The sequence below is a fragment of the Streptomyces eurocidicus genome, from assembly GCF_002891295.1.
GTDB classification, from domain to species: Bacteria; Actinomycetota; Actinomycetes; order Streptomycetales; family Streptomycetaceae; genus Streptomyces; species Streptomyces eurocidicus.
Map to the genome: position 1 here is coordinate 546,924 of NZ_LGUI01000004.1, position 21,902 is coordinate 568,825.

Annotated in this window: 6 protein-coding genes; 1 reads left to right on the forward strand and 5 read right to left on the reverse strand. The window is 72.8% G+C overall.

The genetic code is table 11. From position 1 onward, the window contains the following. Window positions 1–278: 278 nt before the first annotated feature. From AF335_RS16300 to AF335_RS16320, 4 genes are read right to left on the reverse strand one after another with little or no spacing between them, the layout of a single operon-like run. Window positions 279–1,538 carry an alanine racemase gene (locus tag AF335_RS16300; RefSeq protein WP_102919103.1) on the reverse strand — a complete coding sequence of 420 codons (1,260 nt, stop codon included), beginning with the start codon at window positions 1,536–1,538 and terminating at the stop codon, window positions 279–281. Next, a complete protein-coding gene (locus tag AF335_RS36410; RefSeq protein ID WP_311775580.1) occupies window positions 1,535–4,690 on the reverse strand; it encodes an AMP-binding protein in 3,156 nt (1,051 codons plus the stop codon). Before AF335_RS36410 ends, AF335_RS16300 begins: the two co-directional genes overlap by 4 nt. A 44-nt stretch (window positions 4,691–4,734) precedes the next feature. Next, the gene (locus AF335_RS16315) at window positions 4,735–5,016 is read right to left on the reverse strand and encodes a phosphopantetheine-binding protein (protein WP_311775579.1); all 282 of its coding nucleotides are present in this window, start codon (window positions 5,014–5,016) and stop codon (window positions 4,735–4,737) included. A 38-nt stretch (window positions 5,017–5,054) separates the two neighbouring features. After that, entirely contained in the window at window positions 5,055–5,942 is an 888-nt protein-coding gene (locus AF335_RS16320; protein ID WP_221505226.1) for an ACP S-malonyltransferase, read from the reverse strand. A gap of 230 nt (window positions 5,943–6,172) precedes the next feature. Here AF335_RS16320 and AF335_RS16325 point away from each other — a divergent pair, with 230 nt between their 5' ends. Beyond that, window positions 6,173–7,072 (forward strand): proline iminopeptidase-family hydrolase, encoded by a 900-nt coding sequence (locus AF335_RS16325; protein ID WP_102919105.1) that lies wholly within the window; start codon window positions 6,173–6,175, stop codon window positions 7,070–7,072. A gap of 65 nt (window positions 7,073–7,137) precedes the next feature. On the opposite strand, the gene AF335_RS36415 is transcribed toward AF335_RS16325, so the two are convergent. After that, complete coding sequence (locus AF335_RS36415; protein ID WP_102919106.1) at window positions 7,138–21,771, reverse strand: type I polyketide synthase; 14,634 nt, start codon at window positions 21,769–21,771, stop codon at window positions 7,138–7,140. Between the last annotated feature and the right edge of the window lie 131 nt (window positions 21,772–21,902).

The following is a 21,902-nucleotide window of genomic DNA, read 5'->3' on the forward strand; positions in this document are numbered from 1 at the left end:
CATTGCGTTTGCTTCGCCGTTCTGGGGGTTGGGTGGGGGTGGGTTGCGGGTGCGGTGGTGGGTGCCGCTGCGCGGGGCTTTTCCCCAGCCCCGCCCCTTCCCGATACCGGGGCTCCGCCCCGGACCCCGGTCCTCAAACGCCGGACGGGCTGAATTTGCCCGGTTCCGGGCAACAATCAAGCCCGTCCGGCGTTTGAGGACACCGCGCGTCAGCGCGGAAAGGGGGGCCGGGGGCGCAGCCCCCGGTTACGGGAAGGGGCGGGCTGGGGCAGAAAACATCAGCCCGGCAGCACGCCCCGTACGGAATCCAGCCGCGTCGCCGACACGACCTCACCCCCCGACAGGATCACCTCACCCGGCGCCGGCCGGCTCAGGAAGTGCAGCAGGCTCGCCGTCACGCCGTACGCCCCCGCGTTCGGGATCGTCACCACGTCGCCCTCCGCGAGCGCGGGGACGCGCACGTTGCGGCCGAGGACGTCGCCGGGCGTGCACAGCGGGCCGACCAGGCTCACCGTCTCCGCCGGGCTCACCGGGCTCATCTGGTCCCCCGGCTCCGCCGGGTCCGCCGCGTCGAGGTCGATGGCCAGCGGCAGCAGGCGGCCCAGGCCGGCCATGCCGCCGAAGGTGTTGATGCCGGCGTCGAGGATGACGAACTTCCGGCCCCGGCTCTCCTTGATGTTGGTGACGGTGGTGCGCAGTTCGCCGCAGCCGCCGACCAGATAGCGGCCCGACTCGCAGGCGATCTCCACGGAGCCCTCGCGCCAGCCGGGGAAGTGCAGGTCGAGGGCGGACTCCAGCTCGTGGCGGAGCTTCTCGTACACGGGCCGGGGGCCGGGGGTCGCGTAGGGCGCGGCGAAGCCGCCGCCGATGTCCAGGAAGCGCATCGGCAGGCCGAGTTCGTCGCGGAGCCGGGCCGCGGTCTCGATGCTCTGCCGGAACTCGGAGATCAGGTTCTCCTCGTCCCGGGAGTTGCTCAGCGGGAAGAAGTGGGCTCCCACGACCTGGGTGTGCGGCACGGCCAGCAGGTCGGCGGCGGTGTCGGCGAGGGTCTCGGCGTCGATGCCGAACTGCGAGGGGGTGCCCGTCATACGGATGCTGGTGGAGGCGCCGCCCGCCTCGCTGTTGACGCGCAGCAGGCAGTCGGCGACGACGCCGTGCGCCTCGGCGACCGCGCCCACCCGCCGCAGGTCCGTCAGCGACTCGACGGAGAACTGTCGCACTCCGCTGCCGATGGCCTCGTGCAGTTCCCCGGTGGTCTTGCCCGGTCCGGAGTAGAGGATCTCCGCCGCGGGGAAGCCCGCGTGGAGGGCCGAGGCCAGCTCGCCGGTGGAGCTGACCTCGGCGCGGCAGGCGCCCTCGCCCTCGCCCAGCGCGCGGGCGAGCTCGGGGTGCGGATTGGCCTTGAGGGAGTAGAACAGCGTGAACTCGGGCGGCAGGGCGGCCCGCAGCGCGCGCCGCGCCTCCCGCAGCCGGTCCAGGTCGTAGACGTACAGCGGCGAACCGAACCGCTCGGTCAGCTCTGCGGATGTGCGGCTCACGCCGTGCCCTCCTTGCCCTCGCCGGCACGGGCGCCGGCCGTCCGCCCGGGGGCGTGCGCCCCTTCGAGCAGTGCGATGAGTTGCTTCTTCTCGCTCTTGCCGTTGAGCGTCAGCGGGACGTCGGCGAGCACCCGGACGTCGGCCGGCACCTTCGCCGGCTCCAGTCGCTCGGCCAGCGCCCGCCGGATCTCCTGCGGGGTGAGGTCGCCCGCCACGCACAGGGTGAGGTCCCGGTCGGCGGTCGGCACCAGCGCGGCGGCGGCCCGTACGCCCGGGACGTCCATGGCGGCGGCCTCGATCTCGATCGTGCTCATCCGGACGCCGTGGCGCTTGAACATGTCGTCGCGGCGGCCCTCGAAGTAGAGGTAGCCGTCGGCGTCGAGGTGCCCGTAGTCGCCGGTGTGCAGGCGGGTGCCGCCGCTGCGGGCGTCGGGCCGGAACGTACGGGCCGTGATCTCCGGGGCGCGCCAGTAACCGGCCATGACGTGCGGGCCGGTGACGGTGATCTCGCCGACCTCGCCGGGCGGCAGCACGCCGCCGTCCGGGCCGAGGATCTCCACCCGGGTCCCGGGCAGCGGGCGGCCCACCGACTCCGGGCGCTCCAGCTCCTGGTCCGGCGGCATGATCGAGATGCGCTTGCACTCGGTGATGCCGAACATCCGCGCCACCCGGGCGCCGGGGAAGTTCTCCCGCAGCCCGGTGATGGTGGCTTGCTGGAGGGCGGCCCCGGTGTTGGTGAACAGCCGCAGCCGGGTGTCGCCGGGGGCGCGGGCGGCGAGCCGCAGGAGGATGGCGGCCAGCGAGGGGACGACCGGGAAGACGGTCGCACCGCACTCGCGGATCTCGTTGAGCAGCTTCACCTCGGGCTGGGCGCCGGCCAGTACGAGCTCGGCGCCGGCCAGCGCCGACAGCAGGATCTGGAAGAGGCCGTAGTCGAAGGAGAGCGGCAGCCGGCAGTACACGACGTCGTCGGGGCGGTAGCCCAGCTCGTGCTGGATGGCGCGGGCGGCGAAGGCCATCCGCTCCTGCGGGCACACCACGCCCTTGGGGGCCGCGGTGCTGCCGGAGGTGTAGATCAGCACGCCGATGTCGCCCGGCCGGGCGGCCGGTGCGGGTTCGGGCAGGCCGCGCAGCGCCGCGATCTCCTCCCACACGGCGGACACCGTGTGGACGGGCAGGCCGGCGGCGGCGTCGCGCAGTTGCCCGGCGCCCTCGTCGGTGGTGACGGCGAGCGTGGGCCCGCAGTCGGCGAGGACCTGCCGGAGCGCGTACTGCTTCATGCCGGGGTTGAGCGGCACGACGGTCACGCCGCGCCGGGCGCAGGCGTGGAACAGGGCGACGAGCTCACCGGTGTTGGGCAGCTGGACGACGACGCGGTCGCCGCGTACGACGCCCCGCCGCTCCAGCCAGTGGCCGGCGGCGGCGGCCTCGGCGGCGAGTGCCGCGTACGTCCACGAGACGCGGCCGTCGCGGACGGCAGGCGCGTCGGGGCGGGCTGCCATGGCCTCGGCGAGGATGTTGTGCAGGAGCCCCGGAGCGGCCTGCTCCGCCGCTCCGGGCGCGGGGGCGGCATCCCGTACGGGTTCCCCGGCCGCGCCGAAGTCCCGGGCCGCCCGGGCCTTGAGCCCGGCCCGGTCGATCTTGCGATTGGCGTTCAACGGCAACACGTCCAAGTGCTGGAAGCGGCGGGGGACGAGCCCTTGCGGCAGCGCCGCCCGGAGTCCTCTGGCCAGCTCGACGGGGGTGGCGCGGCGGCCGGTGTAGTAGACGACGAGCTCTTCGCTCTCCCCGCCCAGGTGGGCCGTCACGGCCGCCGCGTCCTCGACGCCCGCGCAGTGGGTGCGCACGGCGTGCGCGATCTCCGACAGCTGGACGCGCCAGCCCTGGAGCTGCACCTGGTCGTCCACCCGGCCCAGGAAGGAGAGTTCGCCGTCGGGGTCGCGGCGCACCCGGTCGCCCGTGCGGTACCAGCGCTTCCCGTCGCGTTCGAGGAAGCGGCCGGCGTCGTCGGCGGGGTCGAGGTAGCCGGCGCAGGTCTGCGGGCCGGCCACGCACAGCTCGCCCTCGGTGTCGTGCGGGGTGCCGTCGTCGTCCCGCAGGAAGACGTCGAGACCGGGGTGCGGGAGGCCGATCGGGACGACGCCGTTGACGCTGCGGCCGGGCGAGGTCGCGGGCGACCAGCGGTGGGCGGTGCAGGTGATGGTCAGCTCGGTGGGCCCGTAGAGGTTCTCCACCGCCGAGCCGGGGGCCGCGGCCTGCCACTGGGCGGCGTCCGCGTCCATGAGCGGTTCCCCGGCGAACAGGCTCCACCGCAGCCCCGGCATCGCCCCGGGGGTGAGCGCGCCCGTGCGGCGGGTCAGCGCGATGCTGTTCGGGGTGGCGAACCACACCGTCACGCCCTGCTCGGCGAGGTACTCCGGCAGGGCCCGGTAGGCGGGGCCGGGCACGGGCTGGACCCGGGCTCCGGCGCCCCAGGCGCAGAACAGGTCGAAGACGGCGCAGTCGAAGGTGAGGTCGAAGGTCTGCGAGAAGACGTCGTCGGGGGTGAAGTCGTAGCGCGCGTCGAGGGTGGCGAAGTACCGGGCCGCGCTGCCGTGGCTCACCGGGACGCCCTTGGGGCGGCCGGTGGAGCCGGAGGTGAACATGACGTACGCGGCGTCGGACGGGCCGGCGGGCCGGGGCGCGGCGAGGGCGAGCTCCGGGTCGGGGCGCAGGATCCGCCCGGGGCCCCGGCCGTCACCGGCGTGGTCCCCGTCGACGAGCACGGGGAGCTCCGAGCCGGGCGGCAGGATCTCCGCGAGGAGCCCCGGCCCGCGCGGGTCGGTGACGACGGCCTCCACCCCGGCGTCCGCCAGCGCCTGCCGGGTGCGCGCGGCGGGGAAGTCGGGGTGCAGGGGTACGACCGTGGCTCCGGCGTACAGCGCGGCGAGCACGCCCACGTAGGCCGTGCCGCTCTTGTTGGCGAGCACGCCGACCGCGCGCGGTGGGCCGCCCACCGCGTCCAGCAGGGTGCCCGCCCAGGTCAGCGCGGTGGCGTGGGCGTCGGCGTAGGTGACGCCGTGCTCCCCGACCCGGAACGCGTCCCGGTCCCCGGCCACGGCCAGTCCCCGCAGGAACCGTCCGTGCAGCGTGTTCTCCAAGTCGGGCCCCATGCCCCTCGCCCCCTCGTGTGCGTGGTTCGGTCGGTCCGTGCGGGTCAGGCCGCCGGCAGCGGCCCGGCGCCCGTCAGCGAGGAGAGCGTCGCCCACAGCCCGGCGGGCGTGGCGAAGGTCTCCCGGGACAGCGACTCGTCACGGAACTGCACGCCGTAGGTGCTCTCCAGGTCCATCAGGAGATCGACGATGCCGAGGGAGTCGAGTCCGTAGTCCCGCAGTTCCAGGTCGGCGAGGATCGTCTCCCCGGGCTCCATGTACGGCAGGGCGCGGCGCAGAATGTCCTCGAACTGCTGGTCCCACATACGGGTCGTCTCCTCTTCCACGTTTTTCACGGTTCGTTTGCCTCGGGGCGCGGTTCGGCTCAGGTACGGGGGCGCATCGCGCGGACCGGATCGGCGGCCAGTACCTCGAAATTGCTGACGGTGCAGTCGACCCGGCCGAACAGCCTGTCCGGTCCGGCGACGCACAGCCTGGTGACGCCGAGTTCCTTGAGCGTCGCCACGACGGAAGGCCAGCGGACGGCCGTCACATAGCCGTCCAGCAGCATGTTCCGGATGCCCTCGCCGGTCCGTACGACCGAGCCGTCGCCGTCGGCGACCACCGGTATCTCCGGGTCACTGAAGGTGAACTCCCCGAGCACCTCGTCCGCCACCTGCTCGCGCAGTCCGGAGAAGCGCGAGGAGTGCATCGGCGGGCGCATCGTGTACAGCGGCAGACCGCCGATCGACCGAATACGCCGCTCGAATTCCTCGACGGCTTGCGCGCGCAGGGTGAGCATGTAGAAGCCGTCGTCGAGATAGCAGGAGAAGTCGTGCCACTCGCCGCGCTCGGTGAGCTCCTCCAGCAGGGGCGCGAGCGCCTCCCACGGCGCCCGGACGAACGACAGCGTCACCAGGTCCCGGTGCTCGGTCGCGAAGTACTCGGCCGTGCGGCGGGCCAGCAGCGCGGTCAGCCGCGCCGCGTCCTCGAACGGCAGCGCGCCGGTGAACGCCGTCAGCGCCTTCTGCCCGAAGCTCGGACCGGCGCAGAACGCGGGCTCCAGCCCGTACCGCTCGCGCGCCCACTCCGCCAGCGCCACGCAATTCACGAAGAACGCGACCTGGGCGGCCTCGGAGTAGTCGTCCTCGGAATCCCTGAACCGGTTCATGACGGAATACCCGACGGCATCGGAGGCGGCCGCGAGCAGCCGCCTCGCCGAGGGGTTGACCATCATGAATTTCGCCGCGTCCGCGAAGCGGTTCGGTCCCATTCCGGGAAATACAACAGCCGTACTCATCCAGTAACCTGTCGTCGTCGGTGAGCGATACCGAGTGATATCGAGTGATACCTCAGGCAACACATCAAATCGTCGGCTCCGCAGGGGCCTTCGCGATACCCCTACCGGCCCGGATCCAGCCCCTATCGGGGTGGCCGGGCGGGCGCCCGGAGAGGCACTCTGAGGTGCACGTCGCAGCACTATCAGATGGGGTGTCTCCAGCTTTGTTCGCAACTCCCAGCGCCACCGGAACCGTTCCGTTCGGCGAACACCGGACCTGGTACCGCGTCACCGGTGAACTCGACGCGGGAAACCCCCCGCTGGTCGTCATGCACGGCGGCCCCGGCAGCACCCACGACTATCTGCTGTCGCTGACGGAGCTGGCCGGGCAGGGCTGGCCGGTCATCCACTACGACCAGCTCGGCAACGGCGCCTCGACCCACCTGCCCGGCCGGGACGCCGACTTCTGGACGGTGGACCTCTTCCTCCGCGAGCTCGACAACCTCCTGGAGCACCTGGGCGTCGCCGACGACTACATCCTCTTCGGCCAGTCCTGGGGCGGCATGCTCGCCGCCGAGCACGCCGTGCGGCAGCCCGCCGGCCTGCGCGGCATGGTGATCGCCAACTCGCCCGCGTCCATGCCGCTGTGGCGCGCGGAGGCCCTGCGGCTGCGCGCGGGACTGCCCGAGGCCCTCCAGGAGGCCCTGAACCGGCACGAGGCGACCGGGGCGTTCGACGACCCGGAGTACCAGCACGCCATGTACGCCTACTACCAGCGCCACGTCTGCCGCGCCGACCCGATCCCGCCCGAGGTCATGCGCACCCTCATGGCGCTCGGCAGCGACCCGACCGTCTACGGCACGATGAACGGCCCCAACGACTTCACCGTCATCGGGACCCTCCGCGACTGGTCCGTCGTCGACCGGCTGCACGCGGTCGAGGTGCCGACGCTGCTGATCAGCGGGCGGCACGACGAGGCGACCCCGGCGACGGTGCAGCCGTTCTACGACGAGATACCCGATGTGAGCTGGGAGATCCTGGAGAACTCCAGCCACATGCCGCACGTCGAGGAGCCGGAGAGGTTCACCGAGGTGATGACGGAATACCTCGGCTCGCTGGGCTGACGGAAGCCACCGGGGCCCGGGCCGGGCGGGGTGCTCCCCCGCCCGGCCCGGGCCCCGGTCCGTTTCTACAGGTCCAGCTCCTCCGCCATGTCCTCCAGCTCCTCCAGCAGGAACTCGCAGACGTCGTAGATGGTCCGGTGGTCGTAGACCAGCGTCGCCGGCAGCTCAAGGCCGGTGATCCGCTCCAGCCTGTTGCGGAGCTCCACCGCCGTCAGGGACGTGAACCCCATGTTGAGCAGGTCGGCGTCCTCGTCGATCTCGTCCAGGTCGTCGAGGCCGAGCACCGCGGCCGTCTCCCGGATCAGGATCTCGCAGAGGATGTCGAGCCGCTCCCCCTCCGACAGGTCGGCCACGCGCTCGTAGAAGGCGCGCACGTCACCCGCCGGAGCCTCAGGGGCGGAGCCTCCGTGCGGGGCCGCGGGGGCGGACACCCCGTACGGCGCCGGCGGAGCGGCCGGTGCCGAGACCCCGTAAGGGGCGGGCGGGGCCGACACGCCGTAGGGGGCCGCCGGGGCGGACCTCCCGGACGACCGGCGCCGCGAGGAACGGTCCTCGGCCTGGTACGCCTCGACCGGCTTCTTCGCCATGGTGAACGCCTCCGTTCGGGGTGCTTCCGCCCGGGGCGCCCCGGCCCCGGGCGCTTCCGTCCGGGGTGCCGTCGCCCGGGTTTCCTCCACTCGCGGTGCCTCGGCACGCGGCGCGGCCGCCTCCGCCGCGGCCGGCGCACCGGAGCCGTTGCGGGCGCGCCATGATGCCAGGGACGGCAGCAGGGCCGCGAGCGCGTTCAGGTCCTGCCGGTCGACCGCGCCCCAGAACTCCGCGTCGAGCGAACCGAGCGACGCGCCGCCCTCGGTGTCACCGTCCCCGGCGGCGTCCGGCGTGCTCTCCAGCCAGTAGTGCCGGCGCTGGAACGGGTACGTCGGCAGGTCCACGCGGCGGGCGCCGGTGCCGGCGAAGAACGCCTCCCAGTCGACGCGGCCGCCCGCGACGTGCAGCTTGCCGAGGGCGGTCACGACCGCCTGCGCCTCGGTGCGGTCCCGCCGCTGCGCGGGCACGAACGCGAGGTTGCGGGCGCCCGGCAGGCATTCCTGGGCCATGGCGGACAGCACGGCGTCCGGACCGATCTCCAGGAACACCCGCACGCCCTGGTCGTGCAGCGTACGGACGCCGTCACCGAACCGGACGGTACCCCGCACGTGCCGGACCCAGTACTCGGGCGAGCACAGCTCCTGCGCGGTGGCGAGGTGGCCGGTGAGGTTGGAGACGACCGGGATCGCCGGAACGCCGTACGTGAGGGACTCGGCGACCTCGCGGAAACCGGCCAGCATCCCGTCCATCAAGGACGAATGGAACGCGTGCGAGACGTTCAGACGACGGGCCTTCTCGAAACGCCCGGCAACCTGCGCCACCGCGTGCTCGTCACCCGAGATCACCACGGACGACGGGCCGTTGATGGCGGCGATGTCGACACCGTCGACGAGCACGGCACGGACATCGGCCTCGGTGGCGCGCAGGGAGACCATCGCCCCACCGGCAGGCAGGGCCTGCATGAGGCGGGCACGGGCGGCGACCAGCTTGCCCGCGTCCTCCAACGAGAACACACCCGCGACGTGAGCAGCAGCGATCTCACCAATGGAGTGACCGGCGACGAAGTCAGGGCGAACGCCCCACGACTCGGCCAGCCGGAACAGCGCCACCTCGACCGCGAACAGGGCAGGCTGCGTGTTCTCCGTACGAGCCAGAGCCTCCGCATCGTCCAGAACGGCCGGGTCCAGACCCAGCGCGGCGCACGCGGCGTCGAACGCCTCCGCGAAGACGGGGAAGGCCGCGTAAAGCTCACGCCCCATCCCCGCCCGCTGAGCACCCTGACCCGTGAACAGCGCGGCGAGCTTTCCGCCCACCGCCTTGCCGGTCGCCGACTCGGTGCCCACCACCACGGCCCGGTGGTCGAAGTGCGCCCGCGACGTCGCCAGCGTGAGACCGACGTCGCGCAGGTCGCGCCCGGCGGCGGCCGTACGGATCCGGGCCACCTGGGCGGCCAGGGCCTTCTCGCTCTTGGCGCTCATCACGAGCGGCACGACGGGCAGTTCCCGCTCGGCGGTCCGCTCGGCCTCCTCGGCCGGCGGCGCCTGCTCGACGATGACGTGCGCGTTCGTACCGCTGAAGCCGAACGACGACACACCGGCGCGCCGGGGCCGGCCGGTCTCCGGCCAGTCGCGGTTCTCGGTCAGCAGCTCGACGGCGCCGTCGGCCCAGTCGACGTGCTTGGAGGGCTCGTCGACGTGCAGCGTCCTGGGCAGGACGCCGTTGCGCATCGCCATGACCATCTTGATCACGCCGCCGACGCCCGCGGCGGCCTGCGTGTGACCGATGTTGGACTTCAGCGAGCCGAGCCACAGCGGCTCGTCACCCGCACGCTCCTGACCGTAAGTGGACAGGAGGGCCTGGGCCTCGATCGGGTCACCCAGCGTGGTGCCCGTGCCGTGCGCCTCGACCGCGTCCACGTCGGCCGGGGAGAGCCCGGCCACGGCGAGGGCCTGCCGGATCACCCGCTGCTGGGAGGGGCCGTTCGGGGCGGTCAGGCCGTTGCTGGCGCCGTCCTGGTTGATCGCGGTGCCCCGGACGATGCCGAGGACCCGGTGGCCGTTGCGGCGCGCGTCCGACAGCCGCTCCACCATCAGCATGCCGATGCCCTCGCCCCAGCCGGTGCCGTCGGCCGCCGACGCGAACGCCTTGCAACGCCCGTCCCTGGCGAGCCCGCCCTGGCGCGAGAAGTCGACGAAGGCGTTGGGGGTGGACATCACGGTGACACCACCGGCGAGCGCGAGGTCGCACTCGCCGGAGCGCAGGGCCTGGACGGCCATGTGCAGGGCGACCAGCGACGACGAGCACGCCGTGTCGACGGTGACGGCCGGGCCCTCCAGGCCGAGCGCGTACGAGACACGGCCGGACATCACACCGCCGGAGGTGCCGGTGCCGAGGAAGCCGCCGACGTCGTCCGGCACGGAGCCGCCGAGGCGCGACGCGTAGTCGAAGTGGATGGCGCCCGCGTAGACGCCGGTGCGGCTGCCGCGCAGCGTGGTCGGGTCGATGCCCGCGCCTTCGATGGTCTCCCAGGTGGTCTCCAGCAGCAGACGCTGCTGCGGGTCCATCGCGAGGGCCTCGCGCGGCGAGATCCCGAAGAACCCGGCGTCGAACTCGGTCGCCTCGTGGAGGAAGCCGCCGTCGCGGGTGTACGAGGTCCCCGGGCGCTCGCCCGTGGGGTCGTAGAGCCGCTCGGGGTTCCAGTCGCGGTCGGTCGGGAAGGTGGTCATCGCGTCGCCGCCGGAGGCCACCAGGTCCCACAGCAGGTCCGGGGAGGAGGCGCCGCCGGGGTAGCGGCAGCCCATGCCGACGATCGCGACGGGGTCGTCGTCCACGGCCTTGACGGGCGCGGCGGTGGTCTGTTCGGCCAGCCCGCCGGCCAGCTCGTCGCGCACGTACTCCATGAGGACGCGCGGCGTCGGGTAGTCGAAGACGAGAGTCACCGGCAGCCGCAGCCCCGTCCCCGCGTTGACACGGTTCCGCAGCTCGACGGCCGTGAGCGAGTCGAAGCCGCTCTCCTTGAACGACCGCTCCGGGTCCACGTCGTCGGCCCCGGCGTGCCCGAGGACGGCCGCGACATCGGTCCTGATGAGGTCGAGGATCGCCTCCTCGCGCTCGGCCCCGCTCAGCCCCGCGAGCCGCTGCCGCAGCCCCTCGGCCGCGGCCGACGAACGCGCCGCGGTACGCCGCGTACGCGTCCGCACCAGCCCGCTCAGCAGCGGCGGAAGCTGCTCGCCCGCGGCCGCCGCGAGGACGGCCATGTCGAGCCGCACGGGCGCGAGGGCGCCCAGGCCCAGGCTCTGCGCCGTGTCGAAGAGGCTCAGGCCCTCCTCGGTGGACAGCGGCGGCATCCCCGAGCGGTTCATCCGCTCCAGGTCCACGGCCGACAGCTCACCGCCCATGCCGCTCGCCCCGGCCCACAGGCCCCACGCCAGCGACAGACCCGGCAGACCCGCCGTGCGGCGGCGCTGGGCCAGGGCGTCGATGAACGCGTTCGCGGAGGCGTAGTTGGCCTGGCCCGGGTTGCCGAAGACTCCGGCGACGGACGAGAACAGGACGAACGCGGAGAGGTCGAGGCCCTCCGTCAGCTCGTGGAGGTTGACGGCCGCGTCGACCTTGGCGCCGAAGACCGTGTCGATCTGCTCGGGCGTGAGGGAGGAGACGGTCGCGTCGTCGAGGACGCCGGCGGTGTGGATGACACCGGACAGCGGGTGCGCGACGGGTACGGACGCGAGGAGCGCGGCCAGCGCGTCGCGGTCGGCGGCGTCACAGGCGGCTACGGTCACCTCGGCGCCGAGGGCGGCGAGTTCGTCGCGCAGCTCGGCGGCACCGGGCGCGCCGAGGCCACGACGGCTGGTCAGCAGCAGGTGACGCACACCGTGCTCGGTGACCAGATGACGGGCGAACAGGGCGCCCAGCGCACCCGTACCACCCGTGATCAGAACCGTGCCGTCGGCGTCCCACGGGCGCGGCACGGTCAGGACGACCTTGCCGACGTTGCGGGCCTGGCCCAGGTAGCGGAACGCCTCGGGGGCCCGGCGCACGTCCCACGCGGTGACCGGCAGGGCCTTGAGGACACCGGCGTCGACGAGCGCCACCAGCTCCACGAGCATCTCCTGGATGCGGTCCGGGCCCGCCTCCATCATGTCGAACGCCTGGTAGGCGACACCCTGGTGGGCGGCGGCCACCTCGGCGGCGTCGCGGATGTCCGTCTTGCCCATCTCGACGAACCGGCCGCCGCGCGGCAGCATCCGCAGCGAGGCGTCCACGAACTCGCCGGCCAGGCAGTCCAGCACCACGTCCATGCCACGACCGCCGGTGGCGGCCATGAACGCGTCGTGGAACTCCAGGTCGCGCGACGAGGCGAGGTGCGCGTCGTCCAGGCCGAAGGCCCGCAGCGTCGGCCACTTGCGCGGGCTCGCCGTGCCGTACACCTCGGCGCCCAGGTGGGCGGCGAGCTGCACGGCGGCCGTGCCCACACCGCCGGCGGCGGCGTGGATGAGGATCGACTCGCCGTCGCGCAGGCCCGCGAGGTCGACGAGCGCGTAGTAGGCCGTCAGATAGACGACGGGGGCGGCCGCGGCCTGGGCGAACGTCCAGCCCTCCGGCATCCGGACGACGAGCCGCCGGTCCGAGACGCTGTACGGGCCGAAGGAGGCCGACAGCAGGCCCATCACCCGGTCCCCGACCGCCAGGTCCGTCACGCCCGGCCCGGTCTCGACGACGACGCCCGCGCCTTCCATGCCCAGCTCGCCGGCGTCGCCCGGGTACATGTCCAGGACGTTGAGCACGTCACGGAAGTTCAGACCGCTCGCCCGCACCGAGACCCGGACCTGGCCCGGCTCCAGCGGGGCGAGGTTGGGCGCGGCGGGCACGAAACCGAGGCCCTGGAAGGTCCCCTTCGCGGTGATGTCGAGCCGCCAGGAGTCGGAGGTGTCGGCGGGCAGCGCCAGCACCTCCGAGGCGGACGCCCGTGCCAGCCGGGGCACGAACGCCTCACCGCCGCGCAGCGCCAGCTGGTGCTCACCGGCGGCGAGGGCACGCGCGAGCACCTCGCGCGACTCCTCCGACCCGTCGGTGTCGACGAGCACGAAGCGGCCCGGGTTCTCCGACTGGGCGGACTTCACCAGGCCCCAGACGGCCGCCTGCGCCAGGTCCGCGACCGGCTCGGACGCCTCGACGGACACCCCGCCGCGCGTCAGCAGGACGAGCCGCGACTCGGCGAACCGCTCGTCGTCCAGCCACCGCTGCACAAGGGCGAGGGTCCGGTGGGCGGCGGTGTGGGCCGGGGCGGCGGAGTACCCGTCCCCGGTGGGGTGCGGGGCGTCGTCGGCGGTGGCCGGAGCCGGGACCGGGACGAGGACGAACTCGGGGGTGTCGGGGGCCTCGGGGGCCTTGGTGGTCCCGGTGGTCCCGGTGAGATCGAGATCGGCCAGGTGGCCGAGGACCGCCTCCTCCGGTACGTCCGTCGAGAGGGCGTTCCACTCCAGCCGGAAGAGGGAGTCGTCACGGGAGGCGCCCGCGCTGAGCTGGTCGGCGGAGACGGTACGCAGGACGAGCGACCCGACCGTGGCCACCGGGGCACCGGTGGTGTCGGTGAGGCTCAGCGTGACGCCGCTGCCGTCACGGGTACGGCTGAGGCGGACGCGGACGGCGGTGGCGCCATTGGCGTGCAGGGTGACCCCCGACCACGCGAACGGCAGCTGCGGACCCGCCTCGCCACCGGCCACGAAATCACCGAACGCCATGGCGTGCAGCGTCGCGTCCAGGAGCGCCGGGTGCAGCCCGAACCTGGCGGCGTCGGCGTCCTCGGGGAGGGCGACCTCGGCGTAGACGTCACCGCCCTCGCGCCAGGCGGCGGTCACACCACGGAAGACGGCGCCGTACTCCAGCCCGATGCCCGCGAGCCCCTCGTAGAGGTCGCCGACGCCGACGGGCTCGGCGCCCTCGGGCGGCCAGACGGCGAGGGCAGCCGGGGACGCGTCCTCGGCTGCCGGGGCGAGGAGGCCGGAGGCGTGGCGGACCCAGGGCATGTCCTCGGGAGCACCCTCGGGCCGGGAGTGGACGGTCAGGCTCCGCCGGCCGGTGTCGTCCGGTTCGCCCACGGTCACCCGTAGCTGGACACCACCGTTCCCGTGCAGGACCAGCGGCGCTTCGAGGGTGAGCTCGTCGACGGTCGTGCAACCGGCCTCGTCACCGGCGCGGATCGCCAGATCGACGAACGCGGTACCGGGGAGCAGGACCGTACCCATGACGGCGTGGTCCGCGAGCCACGGGTGGCTCTGGAGCGACACCCGGCCTGTGAGGAGCAGCCCCTCGGAGTCCGGCAGAGCGACGACCGCACCCAGCAGCGGGTGATCCGCCGGACCCTGGCCGATGGCGGTGGCGTCACCGGTGCTCGCCGCACTGCCGAGCCAGAAGCTCTCGTGCTGGAAGGGGTAGGTGGGGAGGTCGGTGAGGCGCGCGCCGGTACCGGAGAAGAAGGCGGGCCAGTCGACGCGGGTGCCGGTGATGTGGAGGCGGCCGAGGGCGGTGACGAGGGAGGTCGGCTCGGGGCGGTCCTTACGGAGGGCCGGTACGAACGCGACGTCTTCGGCGTCGGGCAGGCATTCCTGCGCCATCGCGGAGAGAACGCCATCCGGGCCGAGCTCCAGGAAGGTGCGAACACCCTGATCATGGAGGGTCTGGATGCCGTCGGCGAAGCGGACGCCCTCACGGACGTGACGGACCCAGTACTCGGGGGACGTCAGATCCGTGGCCAGCTGGCCCGTGACGTTGGAGACGACCGGGATGGCGGGGACGGTGTAAGTGAGGGACTCGGCGATCTCGCGGAAACCGGCCAGCATCCCGTCCATCAGGGACGAGTGGAAGGCGTGCGAAACGTTGAGACGACGAGCCTTCTCGAAACGACCGGCCACCGCCTCGACAGCGGCCTCAACACCGGAAATGACCACAGAGGAAGGTCCGTTGATCGCGGCGATGTCGACACCGTCGACCAGCACGGCACGGACATCGGCCTCGGTGGCACGAAGGGAAACCATCGCCCCACCGGCAGGCAGGGCCTGCATCAGCGCGGCACGAGCGGCGACCAGCTTGCCCGCATCCTCCAGCGAGAACACACCCGCAACGTGAGCCGCCGCGATCTCACCAATGGAGTGACCAGCCACGAAGTCCGGCCGGACACCGAAGGACTCGGCGAGACGGAACAGCGCCACCTCGACCGCGAACAGCGCGGGCTGCGTGTTCTCCGTACGAGCCAGAGCCTCCGCATCATCGAAGACGGCCGGGTCCAAGCCCAGCGCCGCACACGCAGCGTCGAAAGCCTCCGCGAACACCGGATAGGCAGCGTGCAGCTCACGGCCCATCCCAGCCCGCTGAGCACCCTGACCCGTGAACAACGCGGCGACCTTGCCGCCCAGCACCCGGCCCTTGACCGTCTGCTCGCCCACCGCCACAGCCCGGTGCTCGAACTGCGCACGAGCCGTCGCCAGCGTGAAGGCAACGTCGACCGGGTTGAGGTCGGCACCCGCCTCCCGCACCCGTGCGACCTGCGCGTCGAGGGCCTCCGGCGACTTGGCCGACACCACCCACGGCACCACCGGGGGCAACACGGCGTCCACGGCGGCGGCCTCGGACATCACCGGAGGCTGCTCGACGATGACGTGCGCGTTCGTGCCGCTGAAGCCGAAGGAGGAGATACCCGCACGACGCGGACGACCCACCTCCGGCCAGTCGCGGGCCTCGGTGAGGAGCTCGACGGCCCCGTCCGCCCAGTCGATGTGCGGCGACGGCTCGTCGACGTGCAGCGTCTTCGGCAGCACCCCATGGCGCATGGCCATGAGCATCTTGATGATCCCGCCGACACCGGCCGCCGCCTGCGCGTGACCGATGTTCGACTTGAACGAGCCGAGCCACAGCGGCTCGTCGCCCGCGCGCTCCTGACCGTACGTGGCCAGCAACGCCTGCGCCTCGATCGGGTCACCCAGCGTCGTACCCGTACCGTGCGCCTCGACAGCGTCGACATCCGCCGGAGAGAGACCGGCCGTGGCCAGCGCCTGGCGGATCACCCGCTGCTGCGACGGACCGTTCGGGGCGGTCAGACCGTTGCTGGCGCCGTCCTGGTTCACCGCCGAGCCCCGGACGATGCCCAGGACCGGGTGACCGTTGCGCCGCGCGTCGGAAAGCCGCTCCACGAGCAGCATGCCTACGCCCTCGGCCCAGCCCGTACCGTCCGCACCCGCCGCGAACGCCTTGCACCGGCCGTCCGTGGCCAGGCCGCGCTGACGGGAGAACTCCATGAACGAGCTGGGGGTGGCCATCACGGTCACACCGCCGGCGAGGGCGAGCTCGCACTCACCCGCGCGCAGGGCCTGGACGGCCAGGTGCAGGGCGACCAGCGACGACGAGCACGCCGTGTCCACCGTCACCGCCGGGCCCTCCAGCCCGAACACGTAGGAGAGACGGCCGGAGACGACGCTGCCCGAGGTGCCGGTGCCCAGGAAGCCGTCGACGCCCTCGGGGACGGACGTGCCGATGCCGGACGCGTAGTCGTGGTACATCGCACCGGCGAAAACACCGGTCCGGCTGCCACGCAGGCCGGTCGGGTCGATGCCCGCCCGCTCGACGGCCTCCCAGGTGGTCTCCAGCAGCAGACGCTGCTGCGGGTCCATCGCGAGGGCCTCACGCGGGCTGATCCCGAAGAACGCCGGGTCGAACTCGGCGGCCTCGTGGAGGAAGCCGCCCTGACGCGTGTACGAGGTCCCTGGGCGCTCACCTGTCGGGTCGTAGAGGTTCTCCAGGTCCCAGCCACGGTCGGTCGGGAAGGACGTCACCCCGTCGCGCCCGTTGACGACCAGGTCCCACAGACCCTCGGGCGAGCTCACACCGCCGGGGTAGCGGCAGGCCATGCCGACGATCGCGATCGGGTCGTCGTCCACACGGGCCGTACGCACCGGAACCGCGAGGGCCGCCTGCGGCAGGGAGCCGGCGAGCTCGTCACGCACGTACTCCATGAGGACGCGGGTCGTCGGGTAGTCGAAGATCAGCGTGGCGGGCAGCCGGAGGCCCGTCACGGCGTTGAGGCGGTTGCGGAACTCGACCGCCGTGAGGGAGTCGAAGCCCAGCTCCGTGAACGCCCGGTCCGGCTCGATGACCGCGCCGGAGGAGTGGCCGAGGACCCCGGCGACCTCGTCGCGCACCAGGTCGAGCAGCGTCCCGGCCCGCTCGGCCTCGGGCAGCGTGAGCAGGCGCTGCCGCAGGGACTCCGCCTGACGGGCGTCGACCGTGCGACGCGCGGGCACGCGCACCAGGCCGCGCATCAGCGGCAGGAGCGGGTGCGTCGCCGCACCCGCCCGCAGGACGGCCAGGTCGAGCGGAGCCGGTACGAGCAAAGGCTCACCCGAGGCCACGGCGGCGTCGAGGAGTTCCAGACCCTGCCGGGGCGCGATCGCGAGCACACCACTGCTGCCCATACGGGAAGCATGCGCGGATTCCAGCTCGGCGCCCATGCCGTCCGTGTCCTCCCACAGACCCCAGGCGAGGGACGTCGCGGGGAGACCGGCGGCGACACGCTGCTGAGCGAGAGCGTCCAGGTAGGCGTTGGCAGCCGCGTAGTTGCCCTGACCGGCGTTGCCGAACACACCGGCAGCGGAAGAGAACAGCACGAACGCCGACAGCTCCATACCGGCGGTCAGCTCATGCAGATGACGAGCCGCATCCGCCTTCGGGCCGAAGACCGCGTCCAGACGCTCCCCCGACAGCGAACCGATCACGCCGTCGTCGAGGACTCCGGCGGTGTGCACGACAGCGGTGACGGGATGGGCGGCCAGCAACTCGGCCACAGCCTCGCGGTCGGCAACGTCGCACGCGGCGACGGCCACCTCGGCACCGAGAGCGGTCAGTTCGTCACGCAGCTCGGCCGCGCCCGGGGCATCCAGACCACGACGGCTGGTCAGCACCAGACCGCGTACGCCGTGCTCGGCCACCAGGTGCCGGGCCACGAGCGCACCCAGGGAACCCGTACCACCCGTGATCAGAACCGTGCCCTCAGCATCCCAGACACCCTGGTCAGCAGCGGTGACCGAGGCACGGGCGAGACGAGGCGCGAAGACCTCTCCCCCGCGTACGGCGATCTGGTGCTCGTCCCCCGCGTCGGCGGCGGCGACAGCGGCACCGAAGGTCTCGGGGCCGGCGTCGGTGTCGACGAGGACCACGCGGCCGGGGTTCTCCGACTGCGCCGAACGCACCAGACCCCACACGGCGGCCTGTACGGGATCGACGTCCGCGTCACCGGCCACAGCCGCCGCGCCCCGGGTCACCAGGACGAGCCTGGAGTCGGCGAACCGCTCGTCCGCGAGCCACTCCTGCACCAGGCCCAGTACGCCGTGCACGACCTCGCGCACCGCACCGGACTGGCACGGCACAACGGTGACGGAGGGCAGGGGCGCGCCGCCGTCCACAGCGGCGCGCAGCGCGGCGAGGTCCGCGTGGTCCGCGCCCAGGACGGACACGGACATGGACACAGCGTCGGCGCGGGTCGCGACCGGCACCCACTCCACCCGGAACAGCGCGTCCCGCATGCCCTGGTCAGCCGTGCGCAGTTGGTCGGCGGCGAACGGCCGCACGACGAGCGACTCCACCGACGCGACCGCCATGCCCGCCGCGTCGGCGAGCTCCAGCGTCGCGCTGTCGCCCGAGGGCGTGACCTTGACCCGCAGCGCACCGGCCCCGGTCGCGCGGAGGGTCACTCCGCGCCATGCGAACGGCAGCTTGACGCCGCCTTCCTCGGACGGCGAACCCTCGGCGCGTATGTGAGCCGAGAGGGGGATGGTGTGCAGCGTGGCGTCCAGCAGCGCCGGGTGCAGCCCGTACGACGCGACGTCCGTGCCCTCGGGCAGCGAGACCTCTGCGTAGATGTCGTCGCCCTTGCTCCAGGCGGCGGTGACGCCCTGGAAGACCGGCCCGTACTCCAGGCCGGCGGCGGCGAGACCTTCGTAGAGCCCGTCGACGTCCACGGGCTCGGCGTCCGCCGGGGGCCAGGTGATGAGGTCGACGGCGTAGGCGGGGGCCTCGGTGGTGAGGGTGCCGGAGGCGTTCCGCTGCCAGGGGGCGTCGTCGGGGGCGCCCTCGGCACGGGAGTGGACGGTCAGCTCGCGGCGGCCCGTAGCGTCGGGGGCGCCGACCGTGACGCGGAGCTGGGCGGCGTCCTGCTCGGCCAGGACCAGCGGGGCCTCAAGGGTGAGTTCCTCGACGGTGGTGCAGCCGACCTGGTCGCCCGCGCGGATGGCGAGTTCGACGAAGGCCGTGCCCGGAAGCAGCACACTGCCGCCTATGACGTGATCCGCGAGCCACGGATGCGTACGCAGCGACAGCCGGCCCGCGAAGACGAAGCCGTCGGAGTCGGGCAGGGCCACGACCGCGCCGAGCAGCGGGTGCTCGGCCGCGCCGAGGCCGGCGGCCTGCATGTCGCCGTACGCGGGACCGCCCTCAAGCCAGTAGCGCTCGTGCTGGAAGGCGTACGTGGGGAGGTCGGCGAGGGCGGCGCCGGTGCCGGAGAAGAAGGCGGGCCAGTCAACGCGGGCGCCGGTGATGTGGAGACGGCCGAGGGCGGTGACGAGGGCCGTCGGCTCGGGGCGGTCCTTACGGAGGGCCGGGATGAAGGCGACGTCTTCGGCGTCGGGCAGGCACTCCTGAGCCATCGCGGAGAGAACGCCATCCGGGCCCAGCTCCAGGAAGGTGCGAACGCCTTCGGAGTGGAGGGTCTGGATGCCGTCGGCGAAACGGACGGCCTCACGGACGTGCCGCACCCAGTACTCGGGGGAAGCGAGATCCGTGGCCAGCTCACCGGTCACGTTGGAGACGACCGGGACAGAAGGGGCGGCGTAGGTGAGGGATTCAGCGACCTCGCGGAAACCGGCCAGCATTCCATCCATCAAGGACGAATGGAACGCGTGCGAGACGTTCAGGCGACGGGCCTTCTCGAAACGCCCGGCGACCTGCGCCACCGCGTGCTCGTCACCCGAGATCACCACGGAAGACGGGCCGTTGACCGCCGCAATGTCGACGCCATCGACGAGAGCCTCGCGCACCTCGGCCTCGGTGGCACGCAGGGAGACCATCGCCCCACCAGCAGGCAGCGCCTGCATCAGCGCGGCACGGGCCGCGACCAGCTTGCCCGCATCCTCCAGCGAAAACACACCCGCCACATGCGCAGCAGCAATCTCACCGATCGAGTGACCGGCCAGGAAGTCCGGCCGGACACCCAAGGACTCGGCGAGACGGAACAGCGCCACCTCAACAGCGAACAGCGCGGGCTGCGTGTTCTCCGTACGAGCCAGCAACTCCACATCGTCCAGAACAGCCGGGTCCAGACCCAGCGCCGCACAAGCAGCGTCGAACGCCCCCGCGAACACCGGATAGGCCGCGTACAGCTCACGCCCCATACCGGCCCGCTGCGCACCCTGACCCGTGAACAACGCGGCAAGCTTCCCGCCCAGCACCCGGCCCTTAACCGTCTGCTCGCCGTCCACCACCACAGCCCGGTGCTCGAACTGCGCACGAGCCGTCGCCAAAGTGAACCCGACATCCACCGGGCTCAGGTCAACACCAGCACCCACCACCTGCGCGACCTGAGCATCCAGCGCCTCAGCCGTCTTGCCCGACACCACCCACGGCACCACCGGCAGAACGACATCGCCGGAGACCTCGACGGCCTCCTCCGCCGGAGCCTGTTCCACGATCACGTGGGCGTTCGTACCGCTGAAGCCGAACGACGACACACCCGCACGGCGCGGACGGCCCGCCTCCGGCCAGTCGCGGGCCTCCGTGAGGAGCTCGACGGCGCCTGCCGACCAGTCCACCTTCCGTGACGGCTCGTCGACGTGCAGCGTCTTCGGCAGGTGGCCGTGGCGCATCGCGAGGACCATCTTCATGACCGCGCCGACACCGGCCGCCGCCTGGGTGTGGCCCAGGTTCGACTTCAGCGAGCCGAGCCAGAGGGGGCGGTCGGCGGAACGTTCCTGCCCGTAGGTGGCGATCAGGGCCTGGGCCTCGATCGGGTCGCCCAGCGTGGTGCCCGTGCCGTGCGCCTCGACGGCGTCGATGTCGGCCGCCTCCAGCCGGGCGTTGGCCAGGGCCTGACGGATCACCCGCTGCTGCGACGGGCCGTTCGGCGCCGTCAGACCGTTGCTCGCACCGTCCTGGTTCACCGCCGAGCCCCGGACCACGGCCAGGACGGGGTGGCCGTTGCGGCGGGCGTCGGACAGGCGCTCGACGAGGAGCACACCGACGCCCTCACTGAGCGACGTGCCGTCGGCCGCCTCGGCGAAGGGCTTGCAGCGGGCGTCGGCGGCGAGGGCGCCCTGCTGGCTGAACTCACGGTAGGTGTCCGGGGTGACGGCGACGGTCACACCGCCCGCGAGGGCGAGCTCGCACTCGCCCTGGCGCAGGGCCTGGACGGCGAGGTGCAGGGCCACCAGCGACGACGAGCAGGCCGTGTCGATGGTCATGGCCGGGCCTTCGAGGCCGAGCGCGTACGAGACGCGGCCGGAGACGACGCTGTTGGACGTGCCGGTGCCGAGGAAGGCGTCGATCTCCTCGGGCACGCCGCTCATGTCGCCCGCGTATTCCTTGTACATCACACCGGCGTAGACGCCGGTGCGACTGCCGCGGAGCGTCGTGGGGTCGATGCCCGCCCGCTCGAACGCCTGCCAGGACGCCTCCAGCAGCAGGCGCTGCTGCGGGTCCATCGCCATGGCCTCGCGGGGCGAGATGCCGAAGAAGCCCGGGTCGAAGCCGGCGGCGTCGTCGACGAAGCCGCCCTCGCGGACGTACGAGGTGCCGCGGCGGGCGTTCTCGCGGTCGGGGTCGTAGAGCGACTCCAGGTCCCAGCCGCGGTCGGCCGGGAAGGGGCCGACACAGTCGGCGCCCTCGACGAGGCGCTGCCACAACTTCTCGGGGCCGTCGATCCCGCCGGGGAGCGCGCAGGCCATGCCGACGATGGCTATCGGCTCGTGGGCCTTCGCCTCGACCGTCTGGAGCCGCTGCCGGTAGTCGTGGAGGTCGGCCGCCGCCTTCTTGAGATAGTCGCGGAGCTTGTCCTCGTTAGCGTGAGCCATGTCCTGTGTCGTCTCTTCCTTGGAGCGTGCTTGGGGAATCCGGCCGGGCCGGGAAGTCTGGGGTGAGGGGCCGGGGGCGGTCCGGGCGCGGGGTGCGCGCCCGGACCGCTCACGGGCTGGATACGGGCCGG

Excerpts from the sequence above, each read along its gene's own strand:
- AF335_RS36410 (WP_311775580.1), bottom strand. The coding sequence starts at position 4,690 with ATGGGGCCCGACTTGGAGAACACGCTGCACGGACGGTTCCTGCGGGGA.
- AF335_RS16320 (WP_221505226.1), bottom strand. The coding sequence starts at position 5,942 with ATGGGACCGAACCGCTTCGCGGACGCGGCGAAATTCATGATGGTCAAC.
- AF335_RS36415 (WP_102919106.1), bottom strand. The coding sequence starts at position 21,771 with ATGGCTCACGCTAACGAGGACAAGCTCCGCGACTATCTCAAGAAGGCG.